Source organism: Streptomyces humidus, assembly GCF_014649655.1.
GTDB classification, from domain to species: domain Bacteria; phylum Actinomycetota; class Actinomycetes; order Streptomycetales; family Streptomycetaceae; genus Streptomyces; species Streptomyces humidus.
Map to the genome: position 1 here is coordinate 1 of NZ_BMTL01000011.1, position 23,426 is coordinate 23,426.

General features: G+C 72.4%; 16 protein-coding genes and 3 tRNA genes. 13 read left to right on the forward strand and 6 right to left on the reverse strand.

Annotation, left to right across the window (positions count from 1 at the left end):
• Nucleotides 1-997, forward strand: a 997-nt coding sequence (locus tag IE239_RS14655) for a M4 family metallopeptidase (RefSeq protein ID WP_190149743.1), incomplete at its 5' end; no start/stop codon positions are given.
• Between the two features lie 214 nt (nt 998-1,211).
• Nucleotides 1,212-1,916 carry a DUF6215 domain-containing protein gene (locus IE239_RS14660; protein WP_190149744.1) on the forward strand — a complete coding sequence of 235 codons (705 nt, stop codon included), beginning with the start codon at nt 1,212-1,214 and terminating at the stop codon, nt 1,914-1,916.
• 155 nt (nt 1,917-2,071) lie between these two features.
• On the opposite strand, the gene IE239_RS14665 is transcribed toward IE239_RS14660, so the two are convergent.
• Entirely contained in the window at nt 2,072-4,150 is a 2,079-nt protein-coding gene (locus IE239_RS14665) for a molybdopterin oxidoreductase family protein (protein ID WP_190149745.1), read from the reverse strand.
• A 411-nt stretch (nt 4,151-4,561) separates the two neighbouring features.
• Here IE239_RS14665 and IE239_RS14670 point away from each other — a divergent pair, with 411 nt between their 5' ends.
• The 3 genes from IE239_RS14670 to IE239_RS14680 are packed head-to-tail and all read left to right on the forward strand — an operon-like array spanning nt 4,562 to nt 8,291.
• Nucleotides 4,562-6,223, forward strand: coding sequence for an AMP-binding protein (locus tag IE239_RS14670; RefSeq protein ID WP_190149746.1), 1,662 nt, complete (start codon nt 4,562-4,564; stop codon nt 6,221-6,223).
• The gene (locus IE239_RS14675) at nt 6,220-7,467 is read left to right on the forward strand and encodes an FNR domain-containing protein (protein ID WP_190149747.1); all 1,248 of its coding nucleotides are present in this window, start codon (nt 6,220-6,222) and stop codon (nt 7,465-7,467) included. The genes IE239_RS14670 and IE239_RS14675 overlap by 4 nt, the downstream gene beginning before the upstream one ends.
• Nucleotides 7,468-7,496: 29 nt before the next feature.
• Nucleotides 7,497-8,291, forward strand: a complete 795-nt coding sequence (locus tag IE239_RS14680) for an enoyl-CoA hydratase-related protein (protein ID WP_308435393.1) — start codon at nt 7,497-7,499, stop codon at nt 8,289-8,291.
• A gap of 172 nt (nt 8,292-8,463) precedes the next feature.
• Here the strand turns inward: IE239_RS14680 and IE239_RS14685 are convergent, their stop codons facing one another.
• Nucleotides 8,464-9,141: a SanA/YdcF family protein gene (locus IE239_RS14685; protein WP_190149748.1), complete on the reverse strand. Its 678-nt coding sequence runs from the start codon at nt 9,139-9,141 to the stop codon at nt 8,464-8,466.
• Nucleotides 9,142-9,371: 230 nt separating this feature from the next.
• Here IE239_RS14685 and IE239_RS14690 point away from each other — a divergent pair, with 230 nt between their 5' ends.
• From IE239_RS14690 to IE239_RS14710, 5 genes are all read left to right on the forward strand, one after another.
• Nucleotides 9,372-10,151: a sirohydrochlorin chelatase gene (locus tag IE239_RS14690; RefSeq protein ID WP_190149749.1), complete on the forward strand. Its 780-nt coding sequence runs from the start codon at nt 9,372-9,374 to the stop codon at nt 10,149-10,151.
• 135 nt (nt 10,152-10,286) lie between these two features.
• Nucleotides 10,287-11,546 carry a deoxyguanosinetriphosphate triphosphohydrolase gene (locus IE239_RS14695; protein WP_190149750.1) on the forward strand — a complete coding sequence of 420 codons (1,260 nt, stop codon included), beginning with the start codon at nt 10,287-10,289 and terminating at the stop codon, nt 11,544-11,546.
• A 167-nt stretch (nt 11,547-11,713) separates the two neighbouring features.
• Nucleotides 11,714-12,979, forward strand: coding sequence for an NAD(P)/FAD-dependent oxidoreductase (locus tag IE239_RS14700; RefSeq protein WP_190149751.1), 1,266 nt, complete (start codon nt 11,714-11,716; stop codon nt 12,977-12,979).
• A gap of 207 nt (nt 12,980-13,186) precedes the next feature.
• On the forward strand, nt 13,187-15,085 hold the full coding sequence (gene dnaG / locus IE239_RS14705) for a DNA primase (RefSeq protein WP_190149752.1): 1,899 nt from the start codon (nt 13,187-13,189) through the stop codon (nt 15,083-15,085).
• Nucleotides 15,086-15,243: 158 nt separating this feature from the next.
• Nucleotides 15,244-16,503 (forward strand): RNA polymerase sigma factor, encoded by a 1,260-nt coding sequence (locus IE239_RS14710; RefSeq protein WP_190149936.1) that lies wholly within the window; start codon nt 15,244-15,246, stop codon nt 16,501-16,503.
• A gap of 156 nt (nt 16,504-16,659) precedes the next feature.
• Here IE239_RS14710 and IE239_RS14715 read toward each other — a convergent pair whose 3' ends face one another.
• The 4 genes from IE239_RS14715 to IE239_RS14730 form a co-directional block, all read right to left on the reverse strand.
• A complete protein-coding gene (locus IE239_RS14715) occupies nt 16,660-18,588 on the reverse strand; it encodes an ABC transporter ATP-binding protein (protein WP_190149753.1) in 1,929 nt (642 codons plus the stop codon).
• The gene (locus tag IE239_RS14720) at nt 18,588-20,321 is read right to left on the reverse strand and encodes an ABC transporter ATP-binding protein (RefSeq protein WP_190149754.1); all 1,734 of its coding nucleotides are present in this window, start codon (nt 20,319-20,321) and stop codon (nt 18,588-18,590) included. The genes IE239_RS14715 and IE239_RS14720 overlap by 1 nt, the downstream gene beginning before the upstream one ends.
• Before the next feature lie 295 nt (nt 20,322-20,616).
• Complete coding sequence (locus IE239_RS14725) at nt 20,617-22,071, reverse strand: xylulokinase (RefSeq protein ID WP_190149755.1); 1,455 nt, start codon at nt 22,069-22,071, stop codon at nt 20,617-20,619.
• A gap of 197 nt (nt 22,072-22,268) precedes the next feature.
• On the reverse strand, nt 22,269-22,574 hold the full coding sequence (locus IE239_RS14730) for a YtxH domain-containing protein (RefSeq protein WP_190149756.1): 306 nt from the start codon (nt 22,572-22,574) through the stop codon (nt 22,269-22,271).
• Between the two features lie 158 nt (nt 22,575-22,732).
• On the opposite strand from IE239_RS14730, the gene IE239_RS14735 reads away from it, so the two are divergent.
• The 3 genes from IE239_RS14735 to IE239_RS14745 all read left to right on the forward strand — a co-directional run bounded on the left by IE239_RS14735 (nt 22,733) and on the right by IE239_RS14745 (nt 23,138).
• Nucleotides 22,733-22,805, forward strand: a tRNA-Asn gene (locus tag IE239_RS14735).
• A gap of 5 nt (nt 22,806-22,810) precedes the next feature.
• Nucleotides 22,811-22,883, forward strand: a tRNA-Asn gene (locus IE239_RS14740).
• A gap of 181 nt (nt 22,884-23,064) precedes the next feature.
• Nucleotides 23,065-23,138: transfer RNA gene (locus IE239_RS14745), tRNA-Ile, on the forward strand.
• Nucleotides 23,139-23,426 lie beyond the last annotated feature (288 nt).

The following is a 23,426-nucleotide window of genomic DNA, read 5'->3' on the forward strand; positions in this document are numbered from 1 at the left end:
GTACGGCGGCACGGTTCCGCTGGAGACGACCCTCTCCGGATCGGCGTACCAGCTCAAGGACCCCACGCGCGGCAACACCTACACCGGCGACGCGGCCAACAAGACCGACCTGTGCATCTTCGGGATCTGCATCAGCCGCGCCCCCGCGACCCTGTTCACGGACGCCGACAACCACTGGGGCACCGGCGCCGCCGCGGACCGCTCCACGGCGGCGGTGGACGCCCAGTACGGCACCGACGCGACCTGGGACTACTACAAGAACGTGCACGGCCGCAACGGCATCGGGAACGACGGCAAGGGCTCCTACAACCGCGTCCACTACGGCAACAACTACAACAACGCCTTCTGGGACGACAGTTGCTTCTGCATGACCTACGGTGACGGCGACGGCACCCAGTTGGGCCCGCTGGTCGCCCTGGACGTGGCCGGCCACGAGATGTCGCACGGCGTGACCTCGAAGACCGCCAAGCTGACCTACTCGGGCGAGTCGGGCGGCCTCAACGAGGCGACGTCGGACATCTTCGGAACGCTGGTCGAGTTCCACGCGGCCAACGCACAGGACGTCGGCGACTACCTGATCGGTGAGAAGATCGTCCGCTCCGGGTTCGGCAAGGACGCCCTGCGTTACATGGACAAGCCCAGCAAGGACGGCAAGTCCGCCGACTACTGGAGCAGTTCGGTCGGCAGCCTCGACGTCCACTACTCCTCCGGCGTCGCCAACCACTTCGCGTACCTGCTGGCGGAGGGCAGCGGCACGAAGACGGTCAACGGGGTCACCTACAACTCCCCGACGTCCAACGGCTCGACGGTCACCGGCATCGGCCGCGACAAGCTCGGCGCGATCTGGTACCGCGCCCTGACGGTCTACATGACGTCCTCGACGAACTACGCCGGGGCCAGGACGGCCACCCTGAGCGCGGCCAAGGACCTCTACGGCGCGGGCAGCACGGAGTACAACGCGGTGGCGGCGGCCTGGGCCGCGGTCAACGTCAACTGAGTCCGCCCCGGGCGCCCGGGGAAGCGTCCCCGGGCGCCCGGGAATCCGAGCGGCCCGCCTCGCACACACGGTGGGCCGCTCCTGCGTCGCCCCATGGTCGAAATCCCGCTTCCCCGCGGCCGGGTCACCCGTTACGCTCCCTCCGCGCACATCCGGCGCGAGCAGGGGGGGCCGGGTGCCGGAGGCACCCGGGACAGTGGGGACAGTGGGGGACATGAGCGAAGACGTTGCCGCGCCCGAAAAGGGTCCGAACCCGTGGGCTCAGGCGATAGCGGCGCTGGTGGTGGTCGGCGCGCTGGGAGGCGCGCTGTTCGTGCTCCAGAAGAACGACGCCAAGGCCGACGACAAGCCGGCGACCTGCTCGGCCGACGACGAGGACCGCAAGGCCGACGCGGCCGCGAAGGCGGCGCGGCGGGTCTCCGGGACGCAGCTGTGCACGGCGCTGAACCGGGCGGACCTGCCGACGTTGCTCGGCACCCCGCGCGAGCGCGCGCTGACGGCCTACGGCAGTGACGGCTCGGTCGGCCCGAAGGGCGGCAAGCAGATCCCGACGCCCGAGGCGACCGTCCAACTGGACACCTACACGGTGCAGTTGTCGCGTTCCTACGACCACCTTCCGATCGCCGGGACGGCGGACCTGCTGAGCGAGGCGCGGGAGCAGACGGTCGCGGGCCACCCGGCGGTGCTCTACTCGACCCAGACGATCGCCATCCGCTTCGACCTCGGCGGGGGCAAGTCGGAGACCGGCCCCGGCAGCGTCGCCCGGGCGCTGATCGTCGCCCCGGACGCCAAGGACCGCGGCGGCTCGTACGAGCTGACCATCTGGCGCCAGGACCGCATGCGCCCGGACGACACGGCACTGCTGCGCGTCGCGCAGCAGGTCCTGCCCACGATCCCGGGCTGGACGACGACCGGATGACGGTCACCGCCTGACGGTCACCGGATGCCGGCCGCCGGATGCCGTTGACCACCACCCGCTCGCCCCGGCCGGCCGCGGAGGGCCCAGGCAGGCCGAGCAGACCACGGCAGACGACGGCAGGCTGCCCCGGCAGACCCCGGCAGGTCGGCGGGCCTCTACTCGGCGAGTTCCAGGCGTACCGCGCAGGACTTGAACTCCGGCATGCGGGAGGTGGGGTCCAGGGCCGGGTTGGTCAGGGTGTTGGCGCGGCCCTCGCCAGGCCAGTGGAACGGCATGAAGACGGTGTCCGGGCGGATGCCCGTGGTGATCCGGGCCGGGGCGACGGCGCGTCCGCGCCGGGACACGACCGCCACCCGGTCGCCCTCGGCGGCCCCGAGCCGGGCGGCCAGCCGGGGGTGCAGCTCCACGAACGGGCCGGGGGCCGCGGCGTTCAGCTCGTCGACACGCCGGGTCTGCGCGCCGGACTGGTACTGCGCGACGACCCGCCCGGTGGTGAGCAGCACGGGGTAGTCGTCGTCCGGCTCCTCGGCGTTCGGCCGGTGCGAGACCGGCACGAAGCGGGCCCGGCCGTCCGGTGTGGCGAACCGGTCGAGGAAGAGCCGGGGCGTGCCGGGCGCCGGCTCGTCGTCCCGTGCCGGGCAGGGCCAGAACACCCCGTTCTCCTCGGCGAGCCTGCGGTAGGTGATCCCCGAGTAGTCCGCGACGCCGCCCGCGCTGGCCCGCCGCAGCTCCTCGAAGACCTCCTCGGGCTCGACCGGGAAACCCTTCTCGACGCCCAGCCGGGCCGCCAGCTCGTGCAGCACCTCGAGGTCGCTGCGCACGCCGTCGGGGGCGGTGACCGCCTGCCGGCGCAGCAGGACCCTGCCCTCCAGACTGGTGGTCGTCCCCGTCTCCTCCGCCCACTGGGTGACCGGCAGGACGACGTCCGCGAGGGCCGCCGTCTCCGACAGCACGACATCGCAGACAGCGAGGAAATCGAGGGAGCCGATGCGCTTCTCGACGTGCGCGGCGTGCGGGGCCGACACCACCGGGTTCGACCCCATGAGCAGCAGCGCGCGCAGGTCCGTGCCCAGCGCGTCCAGCAGTTCGTAGGCGCTGCGTCCGGGGCCGGGCAGCGAGTCGGGGTCCACGCCCCACACCCCGGCCACGTGCGCCCGCGCCGCCGGGTCGTCCAGCTTGCGGTAGCCGGGGAGCTGGTCGGCCTTCTGGCCGTGCTCGCGTCCGCCCTGTCCGTTGCCCTGGCCGGTGAGACAGCCGTACCCGCTGAGCGGCCGTCCCGCCCGGCCCGTCGCCAGGCACAGGTTGATCCACGCCCCGACCGTGTCGGTCCCCTTGGCCTGCTGCTCGGGCCCGCGCGCGGTGAGCACCATCGCTGCCTCGGGCTCGCAGAACAGCCGTACGGTCTCCCGCAGTTGCGGAACGGAAACCCCCGTGATCCGCTCCACGTACTCCGGCCAGTGGGCCATCGCGGCCGCCCGGGCCTCCTCCCAGCCGACGGTGCGCTCGCGCACGTACTCCTCGTCGACCCGCCCCTCGGCCACGATCAGGTGCAGCAGGCCGAGAGCCAGCGCGAGGTCGGTGCCGGGCCGGGGCGCGAGATGCAGGTCGGCCTGCTCGGCGGTCTTCGTGCGGCGCGGGTCGATCACGATCAACGTGCCGCCGTTCTCCCGCAGTTCGCTGAAGAACCGCAGCGAGGGCGGCATGGTCTCGGCGAGGTTGGACCCGACGAGGATCACGCACCCGGTCCGCGGGACGTCCTCCAGCGGGAAGGGCAGTCCCCGGTCGAGCCCGAACGCCCTGACACCGGCCGCCGCGGCGGACGACATGCAGAAGCGGCCGTTGTAGTCGATCTGCGAGGTGCCGAGCACGACCCGTGCGAACTTGCCGAGCGTGTACGCCTTCTCGTTGGTCAGCCCGCCCCCGCCGAACACGCCGAGCGCGTCGGCCCCGTGCGCGTCCCGCACCCGGCCCAGCTCCCCGGCGATCCGGTCCAGGGCCTCCTCCCAGGTGGCCGGTACGAGCGAGCCCCCGGAGCGCACCAGGGGGGAGGTCAGCCGCACCCGGGAGGAGAGCACCGCCGCCGCCGTGCGGCCCTTGCCGCACAGCGCGCCCCGGTTCACCGGGAAGTCGGGGCGCTCGACCACCTCGACGCCCCCCTTGGGCAGGGGCGACAGGGTCATCCCGCACTGCAGGGCGCAGTACGGGCAGTGAGTGGGCGTCGAGGCGGTCTGCATGCGTTTCAGCGTGCTTCGGCCGTGTTACGCGCCGTGCGGTCTCCTGTTACGGCGGTGTGGTGGTGCCCTCCCCGCCCGCCGTCGGCGCGCGTGAGGAGCTCCCGCGCCGGGCGCACAGCACCCCACGGGAGTCGTCATGGGCCGTGCGGAAGTTGCCGCTGCGGCGGAAGACGCCACACGTGACTCATTCCCTGTCGGTAGTTGGCCGGTCGCACCTGGTTGAAAGATGAAGGGGCGGCAGTACAGTCGACGCTCAAAACCCGCACGACCCCGCGCGAGCCTGCACGACCCCGCACGGTCCCGCGCGACCGCACGGCATCGCACGACCCCGCACGGCGTTCGAAATTCCGGGCCTGCCGCCGCCCCCGGACATGTCACCGACACTCGAAGCAGCCTGGAGGTCTCTCCGTCATGCCTCTGCGCCACCTCACCCCCCGCGACCGGCGTCTCTTCCGTCAGTACGGCCACGGCCCGGCCGTCCCCGTCCCGGATCCGCTGATCCACCACGCCGTCGAACGGCACGCGCTCGCCGCCCCGCACGCGATCGCCGTGGAACACGAGGGCACGACCCTCTCCTACGCGGAGCTGAACCGCCGCGCCGACGCCCTCGCCGCCCGGCTGGCCCGCGAGGGCGTCCGTCCCGGCGACCACGTCGGCCTCTTCGTCCGCCGCTCGACGGCCATGGTGGTGGGCCTGCTCGCCGTCCTGAAGGCGGGCGCGGCCTACGTCCCGCAGGACGTCGGCATCGCCCCCCGCGGCCAGCTCGAGCACGTGGTCCGCGCCGCCGCCACCGCCGTCGTCCTCACCGGGCGCGAGCACGCGTCGAAGATCCCGCCCGGCCCGCGCGTGATCGCCCTCGACGACCCGTTCGACGGCCCCCGCGGCGGCCCGCTCGCCGACACCGTCGCCGGCCCGCTCGCCGCCCCCCTCGCCGACTCCCTGGGCGGCCCCTTCGGCGATCCGCTCGACGGCTTCTCCGGCCACCCGCTCGACGGATCTTCCGGCGAGTCCGCCGGGCCCGCCCCGGCCCCTCGCCGCCGCGTCACCCCCGACGACGGCTGCTACGTCCTGTTCACCTCGGGCACCACCGGACGCCCCAACGGCGTGAAGGTCACCCACCGCAACGTCGCCAACCTCCTCCTGACCGCTCCCGGCGACCTCGGCATCCGCCCCGGCGACCGGGTCGCCCAACTCCTCAACATCGCCTTCGACATGGCGGCCTGGGAGATCCTGGGCTGCCTCGCGCAGGGCGCCACCCTGGTCGTCCGGGGCAGGGACATCGCCGCGACCGCGCGCACGGCCACCGTGCTGATCGCCACCCCGACCGTCCTGTCCGGCATCGACCCGGCGGCCTGCCCCCGGGTGCGCGTGGTGGCCGTCGCGGGGGAGCCCTGCCCGCGCCCGCTGGCCGACCGCTGGGCCCGCTGCGCCGACTTCTTCAACTGCTGCGGCCCCACCGAGACGACGATCGTCAACACGATGAGCCGTCACGACCCGGCCGCCCCGCTGCTGACGATCGGCCGCCCCACCCCCAACAACACCGTCTACGTCCTCGACGCCGACCGCCGCCCGCTGCCCATCGGCGAGGTCGGCGAGATGTGGGCGGGGGGCGACTGCGTCTCCGCGGGCTATCTGGGCGACGAGGCGCTGAACGCCGAGCGGTACGCCCCCGACCCCTTCCTCGGCGGCGACCACCGGATGTTCCGCACCCGCGACCTCGGCCGCTGGACCGCCGACGGCGAGCTGGAGCATCTCGGCCGCACCGACGACCAGGTCAAGGTGCGCGGCTTCCGGGTCGAACTGGACTCCGTGTCCTCGGTCCTGGAGGGCGTCCCGGGCTGCGCCCGCGCGGTGACCCTCCGGCGGGACGCGCGCACCCTGGTCTCCTTCGTCTGTCCGGCGGACGTCGACCCCGCCGCGGCCCGCCGCGCGGTCGCCGAGGCGCTGCCGTACTACTGCGTGCCCGAGAGTGTCATGCCCCTGCCATTTCTGCCCGAGACCGATCGCGGCAAGATCGACAAGCAGGCGCTGCTGCGAATGGTCCAGGAGCGGCCGACGGTGGGTGCCCGGTGACGACATCGCTGAACCGGACCGAGACCGAACTCCCGCCCCCGAAGGGAAAGTTGCGCGGCCTTCTCGCGCACCCCCGGCTGATGCACCACAACCGTCTCGCGGCCCTGGTCGTCGCCCTCAACCTGGCATACGTGTACGCGGGCCGGCCCCTGTCCGACCGCTCCCTGGGCCACGCCGCCCTCGCCAACCTCGCGCTGGCCGTGCTGATCCGCCAGCAGTACGTCGTCAACCTCCTCTTCCGGCTGGCGACTTCGGCCCCCACGCACTGGCCGCTGCGGCTGCGCCGGACGCTCGGCAAGGTCTACCACTTCGGCGGACTGCACGTGGGCGCGGCGCTGGCCGGAGCGGCGTGGTTCCTGGCGCTGACGCTGAGGACGACCGACGGGCCCCTGGCGGCCGTGAGCTGGACGCTGACCGCCCTCCTCGCGGTGATCGTCGCGACGGCGCTGCCTCCCTTCCGCTCCCGCCGCCACGACGCCTTCGAGAGGATCCACCGCTTCGGCGGCTGGAGCGCGCTCGCCCTCTTCTGGACGCACACCCTGATGGCGGCGCCGGGACCCCTCTCCCTGTCGGTCCTCACGCTCGTCACGTTCAGCGTGGCGCTGCCCTGGCTGCGGCTGCGCCGGGTCGACGTCCGAACCGAACGCCCTTCGCGGCACGTGGCGTTGGCCCGCTTCGACTACGGCGTGACCCCGTTCGCCGGCTCCTCGACCGCGATCAGCCGCAGCCCCCTCAAGGAGTGGCACTCCTTCGCCAACGTCCCCGCCCCCGGTGAGTCCGGCTTCCGGCTCACGATCTCCCGGGCCGGCGACTGGACCGGCTCCTTCATCGACGACCTGCCGTCGAAGGTGTGGACGAAGGGCATCACCACCGCGGGCGTCGCCAACATCGAGGTCCTGTTCACGAAGGTGGTGTACGTGGCGACCGGCAGCGGCATCGGGCCCTGTCTGCCCCACCTGCTGGCCGCCCAGGTGCCCTCCCGCCTGGTCTGGGCGACGCGGGACCCCCGGGCTACCTACGGCGACGCCCTCGTCGACGAGATCCTCGCCGTGCAGCCGCAGGCCGTCGTCTGGGACACCTCCCGCGACGGCAAGCCGGACATGGTCGCGCTCGCCTACGCCGCGTACCGCGACTTCGGCGCGGAGGCGGTGATCTGCATTTCGAACAAGAAGCTGACCTGGCAGGTGGTGCACGGGCTGGAACGACGCGGAATTCCGGCGTACGGCGCGATCTGGGACTCGTGAGGACCACGGAGACGGACAGGGAGACAGAGATGGAGACGATGCCGGTGACGGTGACGACGGACAACCTGAAGCTGGAACGCGAGGGCGCGGTCGTGACCGTACGTCTGCACCGCCCGCACGTGCTGAACGCCCTGAACTCCGCACTGCTCGCCGAACTCCTCGCGGTCCTGCGCCCGCTGGACGCGGACCCGACGGTCGGCTGCCTCGTCGTCACCGGGTCGGAACGGGCCTTCGCCGCCGGGGCCGACATCAGGGAGATGGCGGCCAAGACGGCCGTGGAGATGGCGCAGGAGGACTACTTCCGCGCGTGGGAGGAGTTCGCCGATCTGCGCATCCCGAAGATCGCGGCCGTGAACGGCGTCGCCCTGGGCGGGGGTTGCGAGCTGGCGATGATGTGCGACCTGGTGATCGCGGGGGAGTCGGCGGTGTTCGGCCAGCCGGAGATCGGGCTCGGGGTGATCCCGGGGATCGGCGGCACCCAGCGGCTGACCCGGCTGATCGGCCGGGCCAAGGCGATGGACCTCGTCCTCACCGGCCGCACGATGGGCGCACGGGAGGCGGAGGCGTGCGGTCTGGTCTCCCGCGTGGTGCCCGACGAGCGGGTCCTGCCCGAGGCGCTGGCCGCGGCGGCGACCGTCGCCTCCTACGGCCGCACCGCCGTCCGGGCGGCCCGCGAGTGCGTGGACCACGCCCTGGAGAGCGGCCTGCGCGACGGCATCCGCTACGAACGCCGGGTGTTCCACGCCCTGTTCGCGACCGAGGACCAGAAGGAGGGGATGGCCGCGTTCTTGGAGAAGCGGCCTCCGGTGTTCCGGGGACGCTGAGGACGGCAGGACGGCAGGACGGCAGGACGGCAGGACGGCCGGGTGGCTGGGCGGCCGGGTGGCTGGGTGGCTGGGCGACCCGGCCGCCCGGCCCCAGGTCCGGTCGTCGCCCACGGCCCCCACTCGCCGATCGGCCGCCCCAGGGAGCCGTCCCGCCGATCGGCAGGTGAAGTCACCCCGCGGAGCCGAGCGCGCGCGCCACTCCCCGCTCCTTCGGCCCGAGGAAGCGGGGGTCCGGCTCGAACGCCGCGTCCAGGGCCGCCTTGCCGGCCGCGAGGATCTCCCGGGCGCCTCCGTAGTACCAGGTCACATCGTGTTTCGCGTCGACGCCGACGCCGTAGGAGTCCACCCCCGCCGCCTCGCACAGGGCGACGGCGCGCCGGATGTGGAAGCCCTGACTGATCAGCACGGCCCGGTCCACACCGAAGATCTTCTTGGCCCGCACGCACGAGTCCCAGGTGTCGAAGCCGGCGTAGTCGCTGACGATCCGCGCGTCCGGCACCCCGTGCCGGGTGAGGTAGGCGCGCATCGCGTCGGGCTCGTCGTAGTCCTCGCGGCTGTTGTCGCCGGTGACGAGGACGACCTCGATCCGCCCCGCCCGGTAGAGCTTCGCCGCCGCGTCCAGCCGGTGCGCGAGATACGGCGAGGGCTCGCCGTCCCACAGCCCGGCGCCGAACACGACGGCGACATCGGTGCGCGGCGCGTCGGCGGTGGTGCCCAGCCGCCCGGCCGTGGACACGTACAGCCAGGTGGCCGGCAGCAGCGCCAGCACGCACCCCGCCATCACGGCCTGCACCCAGCGGCGCCGACCGGCGCGGGTGCGCGGCAACCGCGGCCGACGGATGTTCATACGGGGTCCCCCAGGTCGGACGGCTCGAACCGCCCGGAAAGCAGAACGAGCGGACGAGCGGACGGTTCGGAAGATCCTTCCGGCCTGGAAGACGCAGCCGGCGGTGATCCGGTTCGCGCCCGCACCGCGCGCCGCATCTCACACCGGCGGCGGGACCGCCGTGAACGGCCGGAAAACACTCGTGACGGTCAGGCAACGGGAGTGCAACCTCGTGCCGTCAGGATGGACGCATGAGCCAGCCAAGCCTCGTCCAGCTCGACGTCCGCCGGCACGCCTGCCGGCCCACGCTGGTCGTCGTCGCCCACGGCAGCCGCGACCCTCGTGCGCTGAGCACCGTCCGCGCCCTCCTGGACGACGTCCGCGCCCGCCGGCCCGGTCTGCCGGTGCGCCTGGGCCATATCGAGCTCAACGAGCCGCTGCTGACGGACACCCTCGCCGAGCTCGACGCCCGCGGCACGGCGGACGCCGTCCTGGTCCCCCTGCTCCTGGCCCGCGGCCACCACGTCAAGCGGGACATCCCCGAGACGGCGGCGGCGGCCCGGGTACGCACGCGCGTGGCCGCGCCGCTGGGCCCGCACCCCCTGCTGGCCGACGCCCTCCTCGCCCGGCTCGTCGAGGCGGGCTGGCGCACCGACATGACGCCGGCGGAGCGCGCCGCGAGCGCGGTCGTCCTCGCCGCCGCGGGTTCCCGCGACCCGGACTCCGCCGTCGACACCCGCCGCACCGCCCGGCTCCTGGCCGGACGGCTCGGCGTCCCGGTGGTCCCCGCCTACGCGTCGACGGCGGCCCCGACGGTCACGACGGCGGTCCGCGCGCTGGCTGCGAGGGGCCGCGAGAGGGTGGCGGTCGCCTCCTGCTTCACCGCTCCCGGCCGCTTCGCGACGGAATGCGCGCAGGCGGCCGACCGGATCGCGTCGGCTCCCCTGGGCACCCACCCGGCGATGGCCGAGCTGCTGCTCCACCGCTACGACCGGGCGCTCGCGGCCGGGGCCGAGAGCAGCGCGGCCTGACGGGGCGCCGCACCGGGGCGGGGTGCGGCCCGCCGCGGGTGAGACCGCCCGTACGCGCTCCGTGAGCCGCCGGAGCACCGCATCCGGGCAGCCGGGCGGCGCCCGATTGTCACCGCCGCCGCTTACTGTCGAGGCATGCCCTACGACTTGCCGTCAACGGAACGCTGGGCGGCGGAGCCCGACAAACGCCCTGGCCGCACCGCCTTCCAACGCGACCGCGCCCGCATCCTGCACTCCTCGGCGCTGAGAAGACTCGCCGGCAAGACCCAGGTGGTGACGCCCGGCGCTCGCACGGACGCCTGGGACGCCACCCCGCGCACCCGCCTCACCCACTCCCTGGAGTGCGCCCAGGTCGGGCGTGAACTCGGCGCGGCCCTGGGCTGCGACCCCGACCTGGTCGAGGCGGCCTGTCTCTCCCACGACCTCGGCCACCCCCCTTTCGGCCACAACGGCGAACAGGCGCTCAACGACTTCGCGCGGGACTGCGGCGGCTTCGAGGGCAACGCCCAGTCGCTCAGGCTCCTCACCCGCATCGAGCCCAAGCGCTTCACGCCCGAGGGCTCCGTGGGCCTCAACCTCACCCGGGCCACCCTCGACGCCGCCGCCAAGTACCCCTGGCCCCGGGGCGCCCACCCCACCGACCCGGCGTCCCCCAAGTTCGGCGTCTACGAGGACGACCGGCCCGTCTTCGACTGGGTCCGCAAGGAGGCCCCCGGCACCCGCACCTGCTTCGAGGCACAGGTCATGGACTGGGCGGACGACGTGGCGTACTCGGTGCACGACGTGGAGGACGGCCTGCACGCGGGGCACATCGACCCCGGCTGCCTGCACGCCGAGCCGGAACGCCAGGAGGTCTTCCGGGTCGCCGTCGGCCGCTACGTCCCCGCCGGCACCGACCCGGCCGAACTCGCGGCAGCCCTCGACCGCCTCCAGGACCAGGAATGGTGGCCGCACGTCTACGACGGCACGGCGGTCGCCCAGGCCCGCCTCAAGGACGCCACCAGCCAGCTCATCGGCCGCTTCTGCCTCGCCGCCGAGGGCGCCACCCGCGCCCGGCACGGCACGGGCCCGCTCACCCGCTACGACGCCGAACTCGTCGTGCCGCACGAGACGCGCCTGGAGTGCGCGGTCCTCAAGGCGGTGGCCGACCGGTACGTCATGCAGCGCGCCGAACAGGCACTGCTGCGCGCCGACCAGCGCGTCGTCATCAGCGAGCTCGCCGACGCCCTCACCGCGCGCGCCCCCGAAGGCCTCGACCCCCAGTTCCGCGCCCTGTTCGACCGGGCGCCCGACGACCGCGCCCGCAAGCGCGTCGTCGTGGACCAGATCGCCTCCCTCACCGACGCCTCGGCCCGCTCGCTGCACGCTCGTCTCACCGGGCGCCCGAGACCGTGACCGAGGGCGCGCCCGATGCGTCCAAACGGGCCCGAACGAGAGCCCGCGTGCCTTGATCGGGCACGTCCCCCTTCCCCCATCACGCTCCGTGCGGGACGCTCGGATGCGGCGGCACGCACAGTGTCATCTGGGGGACACCCCCCAGACCCCCGGGTAGGAGGCATCACGTGGTCGACGCGGATCAGACATTCGTCATCGTCGGAGGAGGCCTGGCCGGCGCCAAGGCGGCCGAGACGCTGCGGACGGAGGGCTTCACGGGCCGCGTGATACTGATCTGCGACGAACGCGACCATCCCTATGAGCGGCCGCCGCTGTCCAAGGGGTATCTGCTCGGCAAGGACACGCGCGAGAGCGTCTTCGTGCACGAGCCCGCCTGGTACGCGCAGAACGACGTCGAGCTGCACCTCGGGCAGACCGTCGACGCGATCGACCGCGTCGCGAAGACGGTCCGCTTCGGGGACGACGGCACGCTCGCCCACTACGACAAGCTGCTCATCGCCACCGGCGCCGAGCCCCGCCGGCTCGACGTCCCCGGCACCCACCTCGCGGGCGTGCACCATCTGCGCCGGCTCGCGCACGCCGAGCGCCTCAAGGGCGTCCTGGCCGCCCTCGGCCGCGACAACGGCCACCTGGTGATCGCCGGCGGCGGCTGGATCGGCCTGGAGGTCGCTGCCGCGGCCCGCGAATACGGCGCCGAGGTCACCGTCGTCGAACCGGAGCCCACCCCGCTGCACGGCGTGCTCGGCCCGGAGCTGGGCGCACTCTTCGCCGACCTGCACCGCGAGCACGGCGTCCGCTTCCACTTCGGCGCCCGGCTCACCGAGATCGTCGGCCAGGACGGCATGGTCCTGGCCGCCCGCACCGACGACGGCGAGGAGCACCCGGCCCACGACGTCCTCGCGGCGATCGGCGCCGCCCCGCGGACCGCGCTCGCGGAGGCGGCGGGCCTGGAGCTGGCCGACCGCGCCCACGGCGGCGGCGTCGCGGTGGACTCCTCGCTGCGCACCTCCGACCCGGACGTCTACGCGGCCGGCGACGTCGCGTCCTTCCCGCACGGCCTCTTCGACACCCGGCTGCGGGTGGAGCACTGGGCCAACGCCCTCAACGGCGGCCCGGCGGCCGCCCGTTCCATGCTCGGCAGGGCCGCCGCGTACGACCGCGTGCCCTACTTCTTCTCCGACCAGTACGACCTGGGCATGGAATACAGCGGCTGGGCCCCGCCGGGCACGTACGACGAGGTGGTGATCCGGGGCGACGCGGGAAAGCGGGAGTTCATCGCGTTCTGGGTCAAGGAGGGCCGCGTCCTGGCGGGGATGAACGTGAACGTGTGGGACGTCACAGAGCCGATCCAGAAGCTGATCGCCTCGCGCACCGCCGTGGACACCGAGGCCCTGGCAGACCCCCACGTACCGCTGGAAAGCCTCAGCGCCTAGCACCCACCCCCGTTCGGCGCCCGGCACCCGGTGCCCGGCCCCGCGCCCCGGTGCCCCGCCCCGCCCCGCCCCGAGCCGAGCCCGGCTCGGGGCGGGGCGTGGGCCGGTTGCGGCAGGTCGCGTCCGCGCGGCGGAACCGTGCAGGTCACGGCCCGCGCACCGTCACCGCTCGCCGGGGATGTCGCCGCACCCCCGTAGAATCGCCACGTGGCAGGACGGATCAACGACGAGGACGTGAAGGCTGTTCGGGACGCGGTCCCGATCGACGCCGTGGTGTCCGAGTACCTCCAGCTGCGCAACGCCGGCGGCGGCAATCTCAAGGGCCTGTGCCCCTTCCACGACGAGAAGTCGCCGTCCTTCCAGGTCAGCCCCAGCAAGGGGCTCTTCCACTGCTTCGGCTGCCAGGAGGGCGGCGACACCATCACGTTCGTGATGAAGGTCGACCACCTCACCTTCTCCGAGGCCGTCGAGCGCCTCGCCGCCCAGGCCGGCATCACCCTGCGCTACGAGGAGGGCGGCTACAACCCCGCCCACCAGCGCGGCGAACGCATCCGCCTGGTCGAGGCCCACAAGGCCGCCGCCGACTGGTACGCCGAACAGCTCGCGGTGAGCCCCGAGGCCGACACCGGCCGGATCTTCCTCGCGGAGCGCGGTTTCGACCAGGCCGCCGCCGTCCACTTCGGCGTCGGCTACAGCCCCCAGGGCTGGGACCACCTCACCCGCTTCCTGCGCGGCAAGGGCTTCACCGACAAGGAGATCCTCCTGTCCGGGCTCGCCCAGGAGGGCCGCCGCGGGCCCATCGACCGCTTCCGGGGCCGTCTGATGTGGCCCATCCGCGACATCGGCGGCGAGGTCGTCGGCTTCGGCGCGCGCAAGCTCTACGAGACCGACAACGGGCCGAAGTACCTCAACACCCCCGACACCGCGATCTACCGGAAGTCCCAGGTCCTCTACGGCATCGACCTCGCGAAGAAGGACATCGCCAAGTCGTCCCGCGCGGTGGTCGTCGAGGGCTACACCGACGTCATGGCCTGCCACCTCGCCGGCGTCACCACCGCCATCGCCACCTGCGGAACGGCCTTCGGCGGCGACCACATCAAGATCCTGCGCCGGCTGCTGATGGACAACGGCAGCGCCCGCGTCATCTTCACCTTCGACGGCGACGCGGCCGGCCAGAAGGCGGCCCTGCGCGCCTTCGAGGACGACCAGAAGTTCGCCGCCGAGACGTACATCGCCATCGCGCCGGACAACATGGACCCCTGCGATCTGCGCCTCGCCAAGGGCGACGAGGCCGTCGCCGACCTCGTGGAACCCCGCACCCCCCTCTTCGAGTTCGCGCTCCGCCAGATCGTCGTCCGCTACGACCTCGACACCCCGGCGGGCCGCGCCGCAGCCCTCGACGAGGCCGCGCCGATCGTCGCCCGCATCAAGAACAGCGGCGCCCAGCACGAGGTCGCCGTCCAGCTCGCGGGCATGCTCGGCATCCTGGACACCCAGTTCGTCGTCAAGCGCGTCGCCCAGCTGGCCCGCTGGGTCCGCGACCGCGGCGGCAAGGGCCCCGCGCCGGCCGGGCGAGGTCCCCAGCCCTACGACGCCGCTCCCCGGTCCGCCGCCGGCGGTCCCGCCCTCAACCTCCGCAACGCCGTCTACGCCACCGAGCGCGAGCTGCTCAAACTCGCCCTGCAGCGCCCCGAACTGGTCTCCCCGGCGTTCGACGCGTACGGCGTCGACGAGTTCACCGCCGCCCCCTACGCCGCCGTCCGCCAGGCCGTCATGGACGCGGGCGGCGCCGAATGGGGCGTCAAGGACGGGCCGGAGTACCTCGTGCGGGTGCGGGAGGCCGCGCCCGACGACGCGGTGCGGGCGATGGTGACCGAGCTCGCCGTCGAGGCGATCATGCGTCGCACGGTCGACGAGAACTACGCGGGCGAGCAGCTCGTGACCGTCCGCCGCCGGGCCGTGCAACGGCGGCTCACCGAACTGCAGAGCACACTGGCCCGCCTCGGCCACACGGACCCGGCCCAGTCGGCCGCCGTCCAGAACGAGATGATGATTCTGACCAGGTACGACAGGGCGCTGCAGCACGAGGGGCCGTCCGCGCTCTGAGCAGCCGCCCGCGGCACGGTAACCGCGTGGTCACGGTCCGGACGCAAAAAGTCACCGCACGCCCCTCGTGGCGAGGTTGTGTCGTACCCCACACTGGTCCCGGTGCCTGAGTCCTCGGAGCGGCCCCCGGAGCAGCGCCGCCGCTCACCTCAGCAGCGATCATCCTGGAGGTCGCCCCCGTGCAGACCCAGACCCGGACCCTGACCCAGACCGACCGCACTGCCGAAAGCCCGACCGACGCCACGGAACCGGACGCCGACACCGACGTCCTGGCCGCGGTCCCGCCGCAGAACCGCACCGCGCACCACCCCGAGATCGAGGCCGGACCAGAGGCCGAGGCCGAGCCAGCACTCGAGACGGACGCAGAGGCCGAGACGGACGCAGAGACGGACGCAGAGGCCGAGACGGGGGCAGAGCCTGCCGACCCGCCCGCCGAGGCTCTCGAAGAGGGCCCGGAACCGGAGCCCGTCGAGAGTCCGCCCCGCGCCCGCGCCACCGAGAGCGGCAGCCCCTCCTCGGACCTGTTCCGGCAGTACCTGCGCGAGATCGGCCGGATCCCGCTGCTCACCGCCGCCGAGGAGGTCGAGCTCGCCCGGCGGGTGGAGGCGGGCCTGTTCGCCGAGGAGAGACTGAGCGGCGCGTCCGACCTGGACAGTGAACTGGCCCTGGACCTGGACCGGTTGGTCGTCATGGGCCGGATGGCCAAACGCCGCCTCATCGAGGCGAACCTCCGCCTCGTCGTCTCCGTCGCCAAGCGCTACGTCGGCCGCGGGCTCACCATGCTCGACCTCGTCCAGGAGGGCAACCTCGGCCTCATCCGCGCCGTCGAGAAGTTCGACTACGCACGCGGCTACAAGTTCTCCACCTACGCCACCTGGTGGATCCGCCAGGCCATGTCCCGCGCGCTGGCCGACCAGGCCCGCACCATCCGCGTCCCGGTCCATGTCGTCGAGCTGATCAACCGGGTCGTGCGCGTGCAGCGCCGCATGCTCCAGGAGCGCGGCTACGAACCCACCCCCGAAGAGGTCGCCGGGCAGCTGGACCTGCCGCCCGAGCGCGTCGGCGAGGTGCTGCGCCTGGCCCAGGAACCGGTCTCCCTGCACGCCCCGGTGGGCGAGGAGGACGACGTGGCCCTCGGCGACCTCATCGAGGACGGCGACGCCGCCAGCCCCGTCGAGTCGGCGGCCTTCCTGCTGCTGCGCGAGCACCTGCACGCCGTGCTCTCCACACTCGGCGAACGCGAGCGGAAGGTCGTCCAGCTCCGTTACGGGCTGGCGGACGGACGGCCGCGCACCCTGGAGGAGATCGGCCGCATCTTCGGCGTGACGCGCGAACGGATCCGGCAGATCGAGTCGAAGACCCTGAACAAGCTGAGGGACCACGCGTTCGCGGACCAGCTCCGCGGCTACCTCGACTGAGCCGGGGCGGCCCCGCGGAGCCGCTCGTCGTCCCCCGACGCGAGCGGCCCCCCGAGGCGTCCGACGCGGCGCGCCCCGAGGCGCCGGACGGTGCCGGCCCGCCCCGGCCGCCGCCCGGTCCGCCTCGGTCACCGCCTGGTCCACCTCGGTCACCGCTTAGTCCACCTCGGCCACCGCCTGGGCGAACTGCGCCTTGTACAGCCGCGCGTAGGCGCCGTCGGCCTCGAGCAGCTCGGTGTGCGCGCCCTGCTCGACGATCGAGCCGTTCTCCATCACCAGGATCGTGTCGGCGTCCCGGATGGTCGACAGCCGGTGCGCGATGACGAACGACGTCCGCCCGTGCGCCAGCTTGGCCATGGCCTTCTGGATCAGCACCTCGGTGCGGGTGTCGACGGAGCTGGTGGCCTCGTCGAGCACCAGGATCGTCGGATCGGACAGGAACGCCCGCGCGATGGTGATCAGCTGCTTCTCACCGGCGCTGACCCCGCTGCCCTCGTCGTCGATCACGGTGTCGTAGCCGTCGGGGAGGGTGCGCACGAACCGGTCGGCGTGCGCGGCCCGCGCCGCCTCCTCGATCTCGCCCCGGGTGACGTCCCTGGACGCGCCGTACGCGATGTTCTCCGCGATGGTGCCGCCGAACAGCCAGGTGTCCTGGAGGACCATGCCGATCCCGGCGCGCAGCTCGTCGCGGGACATCCGCGCGATGTCCACGCCGTCGAGGGTGATGCGCCCGCCGGAGACCTCGTAGAACCGCATCAGCAGGTTCACCAGCGTCGTCTTGCCGGCGCCCGTCGGTCCGACGATGGCGACCGTGTGGCCGGGCTCCACCGTCAGCGACAGGTCCTCGATGAGCGGCTTCTGCGGGTCGTACCGGAAGGACACGTGCTCCAGCGCCACCCGTCCGAGCAGCTCGCGGGGTTGCTCCGCCGCCACCGGGTCCGCCCCCTGCTCGTCGGCGTCCAGGAGCTCGAAGACCCGTTCCGCCGACGCGACGCCCGACTGCACCAGGTTCGCCATCGACGCGACCTGCGTCAGCGGCTGCGAGAACTGGCGGGAGTACTGGATGAACGCCTGCACGTCGCCGATGGACAGGGCGCCCGACGCGACGCGCAGCCCGCCCACCACCGCGACCAGCACGTAGTTGAGGTTGGACAGGAACATCATCAGCGGCTGCATGACCCCGCTGTTGAACTGCGCCCGGAAGCCGGCCTCGTAGAGCGCGTCGTTCTGCTCGGCGAACTGCTGCGCCGACTCCTCCTGGCGGCCGAACACCTTCACCAGCGTGTGGCCGGTGTACATCTCCTCGATGTGGGCGTTGAGCTTGCCGGTGGAGCGCCACTGCTGCACGAAGTGCGGCTGCGACCGCTTGCCCACGCGCGTGGCGACGAGCGCCGACAGCGGCACCGTCACCAGCGCGACCAGCGCGAGCAGCCAGGACACCCAGAACATCATCGCCAGCACGGCGACGATGGTCAGCAGGGAGTTGACGAGCTGCCCCAGAGACTGCTGGAGCGTCTGCCCGATGTTGTCGATGTCGTTCGTCGCGCGGGAGAGGACCTCGCCACGCTGGCGCTTGTCGAAGTACGACAGCGGCAGCCGCGACAGCTTCGTCTGCACGTCCTCGCGCATCCGGAACATCGTCCGGTTGACGGCCCTGTTGACCAGGCGAGTCGCCACCGCCATCAGCAGACCGGCGACCAGGAACACCCCGAGCGCGAACAGCAGGACCTCGCCGACCGCGTCGAAGTCGATTCCCTTGCCGGGGGTGAAGTCGGTGCCCCTGAGCATGTCGGCGACACCGCTGTCGCCGCGCTCGCGCAGCGAGTCGAGCACCTGCTCCTTGCTCGCCCCGGCCGGCATCTCCCGCCCGACGATGCCCGCGAAGACCAGGTCGGTGGCCCTGCCGAGGATCTTCGGCCCCACCGCGTTGAGGCCGACGCTCAGGACGACGCAGAACAGCATCGCGTAGAGGGTGAGCCGTTCCGGTCGGAACCGGGCGAGCAGCCGCCTGCCGGACACCTTGAAGTCCAGCGAGCGGGTCTCGGGACCGCCGCCGGCCATCATGCGCCCCATGGGCCCGGCCATCAGGCTGCCTCCGCTTCCGTGAGCTGGGAGAGCACGATCTCCCGGTAGGTCTCGTTGTCCGCCATCAGCTCGTGGTGCGAGCCGACTCCGACGACCCGGCCCTCGTCGAGGACGACGATCCGGTCGGCGTCGCGGATGGTCGCCACCCGCTGGGCGACGATCACGACGGTCGCCTCGGCGGTCTCCCGGCCGAGCGCCTCGCGCAGCGCCGCGTCGGTCGCGTAGTCGAGAGCGGAGAAGGAGTCGTCGAAGAGGTAGATCTCCGGCCGCTGCACGAGCGTCCGGGCGATGGCGAGCCGCTGCCGCTGGCCGCCGGAGACGTTCGTGCCGCCCTGCGAGACGGGGGAGTCCAGCCCGTTCTCCAGCTTGCTGACGAAGTCCCTGGCCTGCGCCACCTCCAGCGCGTGCCACAGCTCCCCGTCGGTGGCGTCGGGATTGCCGTAGCGCAGGTTGGTCGCGATCGTGCCCGCGAACAGGTACGGCTTCTGCGGTACGAGACCGACGGTCTTCGCCAGCAGGGTGGGCTCGACCTCGGCCACGGGGACCCCGTCGACGAGGACCTCGCCCTCGGTCGCGTCGAACAGCCGGGGGACCAGCCCGAGCAGCGTGGACTTGCCGCTGCCGGTCGAGCCGATCACGGCCGTCGTCTCGCCGGGGCGGGCCACGAGCCCGATGCCCTTGAGGACGGGCTCCTCGGCCCCGGGGTAGCGGAACCCGGCTCCCCGGATCTCCAGATGCCCGTGCCGGCGCAGCTCGGTGACCGGGGCCAGGGGCGGCACCACGGACGACGAGGTGTCCAGCACCTCCTGGACGCGCTCCGCGCACACCTCCGCGCGCGGCACCATCATGAACATGAAGGTGGCCATCATCACGGAGATGACGATCTGCATCAGATAGGCGAGGAACGCGGTCAGGTCGCCGATCTGCATCCCGCCGCTGTCGATCCGGTGGGCCCCGAACCAGACCACCGCGATCGACGACAGGTTCACCGTCGTCATGACCACCGGGAACATCAGCGCCAGCAGGTTGCCGCTCTTCAGCGACATGTCGGTGAGGTCGGCGTTGGCCTTGCGGAAGCGCTGCTGCTCGTACTCGTCCCGGACGAAGGCGCGGATCACCCGGTTGCCGGTGATCTGCTCGCGCAGCACCTGGTTCACGGTGTCCAGCCGCACCTGCATGGACCGGTACAGCGGACGCAGCCGCCGCACGATCAGCGTCACGCAGATGCCCAGGGTCGGCACCACGGCGACCAGCACCCCGGACAGCGGAACGTCGAGGCCGAGCGCCAGCACGATGCCGCCCACGCACATGATGGGCGCCGACGCCATCAGCGTGAACGACATCAGGGCCAGCATCTGGATCTGCTGGACGTCGTTGGTGGTCCGGGTGATCAGCGAGGGAGCGCCGAACTGGCCGACCTCGCGGGCGGAGAAGGACTGCACTCTGTCGAAGACGGCCCCCCGTACGTCGCGGCCGAGCGCGGAGGCGGTCCTCGCGCCGTAGTACACGGCGCCGATGTTGCACACGACCTGCGCCAGCGAGATGGCGATCATCACGCCGCCGAAGGACAGGATGTACCCCGTGTCCCCCTTGACGACGCCGTTGTCGATGATGTGGGCGTTCAGCGTGGGCAGGTAGAGGGTGGCGCAGGTCTGCAGCAGTTGCAGGAGCACCAGCAGGCTGATGGGTTTTCGGTAGGGCCTGAGGTAGGTCCTCAGCAGTCGTATGAGCACGCTACGTCTCTCGGAGTCGGCGGGGAGAGGCATTCGTTGCCCCTGGCCCCTATCGTCGGACACCTACCCCGCGTTACCTCAACCGATTAAGCCGAAGGCAGCCCTTTTACGGCCGTGGACCGCGCACGGTGGTGCACCGGGCGCACCCGGTGACCCCGATGCTCCCCCCGCACCCCCAGCGCTCCCGCTCCCACCGGTACTCCCGGTCCACCCGGTATTCCCGGTCCACCCGGTACTCCGGATACGCCCGGTGCATCCGGTGCTTCCCGTGCCCCGGTGCGGTCGAGCGAGCCCCTCACGCGCGGAACGCCCCCGGATGCGTCTGCTCCCGCACCGAGACGAACTGCTGACGCACCGCCTGGCCCACCGCCAGCTCCTCGCCCGGGTCCAGAACCTGCGCCGCCGCCCCCTGCCAGGCCGGCGGGGTCCGTGGATCCAGGGTGCCCTGCGAGGCGCCGAGCGCCCACGCGGCCTGCCGGGCCGCCCCGATCGCCGCGTAGTCCGCGGGCTGAGGCACGACCACCTGGGCCCCGAACAGCGCCGGTGCCGCCGCCTGCACCGCCGGCAGTTCCGCCGCGGCCCCGAGCAGGAAGATCCGCCGCACGTCGACCCCCCGGCCGCGCAGCACGTCCAGCGCGTCCGCGAGCCCGCACAGCATGCCCTCGAACGCGGCCCGCGCGAAGTGCTCGGGCTTCATGGACTCACGTCGCAGCCCCGCCAGCGTCCCGGCGGTGTGCGGCAGGTTGGGGGTCCGCTCGCCCTCCAGATAGGGCAGCATGACGAGGCCGTGCGACCCCGGAGTCGACTTCATCGCCAGATCCGACAGCGCCTCCAGATCGGGCGCTCCCACCAGCTCGGCGGCCCCCCGCAGCGTCCGCACCGCGTTCAGGGTGGTGACGACGGGCAGATGCATCCCCGTCGCGTCGGCCAGGGAGGTGATCATCCCGCTCTGGTCGACCAGCGCCTCGGGGTGCACGGCCATCACGGAGCCGGAGGCGCCGAGCGACACGACCGCGTCGCCCCGCCCGATGCCCAGTCCCAGGGCCGCGGCCATCGTCTCGCCCGTCCCGGCCGAGATCAGCAGTCCCTCGGGTGTCGTGCCGGCCGCGTCGGACGGCCCGATCACCTCGGGCAGCATCACCTGGTGACCCAGCGCCAGCTCCACGAGATCAGGCCGATAACCGCCGGTGGCGGGCGACCAGTAACCGGTCCCGGAGGCCCCGCCGCGATCGGTGGTGCGTCTCACGGGCCGCCCGAGCAACTGCCACACCAGCCAGTCGTGGGCCTGCAGCAGCACCGCGGTCCGCGCGGCGGCCTCGGGCTCGTTCTTCGCCAGCCAGCGCAGCTTGGTCACCGGATGGGCGGCCTGCGGCACGCACCCCACGGCCTGCGCCCACGCCTCGCGCCCGCCGAGCGCGTCGACCAGGTCCGCCGCCGCGACCTGCGCGCGCTTGTCCCCGCCGACCATCGCCGGACGCACGGTGTTGCCCTGCGGGTCCAGCGGCACGAGGGCGTTCTGCTGTGAGGACACGCCGATGGCCTGCACCCCCTCCAGCAGCCCGCCGCCCGCGGCCTCGCCCAGGGACAGCAGCCAGGCCTGCGGATCGACGTCGGAGGGCCGCCCGCCGCCCTCGGCGCTCTCCACCGGATGCGGCGCGTATCCCTGCCGGAGCACGGCTCCGGTGTCCGCGTCGCAGACGACGATACGAGTGAAATCGGGCGAACTGTCCAACCCGGCGACTATCCCCATGGTGAAAATTCTGCCGCACTCTCCGCTCGGGTCTCGCCGTCCGGCGCCGCCGGGGTCACGGCTGTCCGGCGGGCGCCGCCGCGTCGTGCCTGGTGGCGCAGCTCACCACGCCCCCAGAGGTTTCCGGGGGCGTGGCGTTTCCCCGTAGAAAAGGACTGCCGCACCGTGGAGCCGGACGTGGGAGCCGGGGGGCGCGGCTAGGTGGTGCTGCTGCCCCAGTCGTCGTCCCCGCCGTTGTGGGTGCTGCGCTCCTTCAGCGAGCGCACCCGGCTGGACACCGACTCGGGCATCCGGTCGCCGACCTTGTCGCTGACCGCGTGGTACGCCTTGCCCGCGTACTGCCGGCCCTGCTGGGCGGCGGTCTCGGCGGTGTTGCGCACGGCGGGGTTCTGCGCGACCTGCCGGGCGGACTTCTTCAACTGCTCGTAGCGCTCGCGCCCGGCACGCGTGCCCAGTACGTAACCCAGAGCCAGTCCGACGACGAACGTGAGCTTGTAGCGCATGACTGCCACCCTTCCCTCGTGCTGGTCCCTGGCACGGCGACGGTGCCGGGGGGAACCGATTGGCGGAGCACCCCCCTGCTTGCGCTAATGTATGTGTCGCAGCGAGCGAGCGCTTCCTGGCGATTACCCAGGCAGGCACGATCGATGCAACGAGGCATTCCCCTGTAGCTCAATTGGCAGAGCAGCCGGCTGTTAACCGGCAGGTTACTGGTTCGAGTCCAGTCGGGGGAGCTCGGTCCCCTGTAGCTCAATTGGCAGAGCAGCCGGCTGTTAACCGGCAGGTTACTGGTTCGAGTCCAGTCGGGGGAGCATCGTGAACGAGGACCCCGTGGGGGTCCTTTTTCATGTGGGTGTCACGTGGATGACAACCGTGCAGGCCAGAGGTGTCGGCCTCGCGGTCGCGGCAAGGTCGGCCAGCCGGAGCGTGAGATCGTATGAGCGGCTATGCTGCGGCAGACGGCGCGCACGCATGTACGCGACACGCCGCTATGGGGCGGTAGCTCAGCCGGTTAGAGCAGCGGACTCATAATCCGTCGGCCGTGGGTTCGAGTCCCACCCGCCCCACCTGTGCAGGTCGCTGACCTGCGGAAACGTTTGTTTTTGGGTGTCTGAGCGTCAACTTTGCCTGGACGGACTGAATCCGCTGCTCGTGGGTTTGGGGTCCGGTGGTGGTCGGGGGAGCTCCAACCCGTCTGACCTGCGGCGAAGTGGGTGATCTTGGTTGTCGCTCGCTGTCCGGGCGACTGCCCTGAGGCGCGATGCCAAGACTCAGGGGCCGTACAGGGGCCGGGACGGCGAAGGTGGGTCCAGCTGAGGGTGTCGCCGGGCCGAATCGTTGTCTCATTTGCTACG

Excerpts from the sequence above, each read along its gene's own strand:
- IE239_RS14730 (WP_190149756.1), bottom strand. The coding sequence starts at position 22,574 with ATGCGCTACAAGCTCACGTTCGTCGTCGGACTGGCTCTGGGTTACGTA.
- IE239_RS14685 (WP_190149748.1), bottom strand. The coding sequence starts at position 9,141 with ATGAACATCCGTCGGCCGCGGTTGCCGCGCACCCGCGCCGGTCGGCGC.
- IE239_RS14725 (WP_190149755.1), bottom strand. The coding sequence starts at position 22,071 with ATGGGGATAGTCGCCGGGTTGGACAGTTCGCCCGATTTCACTCGTATC.
- IE239_RS14660 (WP_190149744.1), top strand. The coding sequence starts at position 1,212 with ATGAGCGAAGACGTTGCCGCGCCCGAAAAGGGTCCGAACCCGTGGGCT.
- IE239_RS14690 (WP_190149749.1), top strand. The coding sequence starts at position 9,372 with ATGAGCCAGCCAAGCCTCGTCCAGCTCGACGTCCGCCGGCACGCCTGC.
- IE239_RS14670 (WP_190149746.1), top strand. The coding sequence starts at position 4,562 with ATGCCTCTGCGCCACCTCACCCCCCGCGACCGGCGTCTCTTCCGTCAG.
- IE239_RS14665 (WP_190149745.1), bottom strand. The coding sequence starts at position 4,150 with ATGCAGACCGCCTCGACGCCCACTCACTGCCCGTACTGCGCCCTGCAG.
- IE239_RS14715 (WP_190149753.1), bottom strand. The coding sequence starts at position 18,588 with ATGGCCGGGCCCATGGGGCGCATGATGGCCGGCGGCGGTCCCGAGACC.
- IE239_RS14680 (WP_308435393.1), top strand. The coding sequence starts at position 7,497 with ATGGAGACGATGCCGGTGACGGTGACGACGGACAACCTGAAGCTGGAA.
- IE239_RS14695 (WP_190149750.1), top strand. The coding sequence starts at position 10,287 with ATGCCCTACGACTTGCCGTCAACGGAACGCTGGGCGGCGGAGCCCGAC.